Source organism: Bartonella sp. AA81SXKL, assembly GCF_042196945.1.
GTDB lineage: Bacteria > Pseudomonadota > Alphaproteobacteria > Rhizobiales > Rhizobiaceae > Bartonella.
The window spans coordinates 1-534 of sequence record NZ_JBHIRH010000428.1 but is presented as its reverse complement, the minus strand read 5'-3'; the positions used below and the strand labels follow the sequence as shown (position 1 = coordinate 534).

Here is a 534-nt window from a genome sequence, read left to right as displayed (position 1 = left end):
GGTTATGCACCCCATATCTTAAGATTGACCCGTGACATAAGCCGCCCATTTATCCATATAGACACGGCGCTGTTCTAAATAATCAGTACGACGATAGGCACGCTCTACTTTGCCGCCAACTGTATGACTTAGAATAGTTTCAGCGACCTCATAGGGAGCATCGGTTGTTTCAGCAAGCCAATTGCGTAAACTAGAACGAAAACCATGCGGGCAGGCTTCAAGTTTATTGTCTCTCATATATTTTGCCATACAATTCTCAGCAAGGGGAGCACGACCGGAAAAAGACAGAATGAAATTACTTTTGGAAATACAACGGGCTTGTTTAATCACTTTTAGCGCTTCAGATGATAGAGGTACGCGAAATTCTGTTGTAGCGTCACGCAAACCTTTCATATTCTCAGCAGGAATAGTCCATACATCATCTTCAATCTGATCTTCACGAATATGACGCAAAGGATTGGTACGAACGCCTGTCAGGATAAGCAAGCGCAAAGCCAGTTGTGTTATGTTTTGTGTTTTACAGAGTAACTGATA

The 534-nt window shown here is 42.7% G+C and carries 1 protein-coding gene; it reads right to left on the bottom strand.

Annotation, left to right across the window (positions count from 1 at the left end; genetic code table 11):
- Nucleotides 1-18: 18 nt before the first annotated feature.
- Nucleotides 19-534, bottom strand: a 516-nt coding sequence (locus ACFINZ_RS12070) for a tyrosine-type recombinase/integrase (RefSeq protein ID WP_375701656.1), incomplete at its 5' end; no start/stop codon positions are given.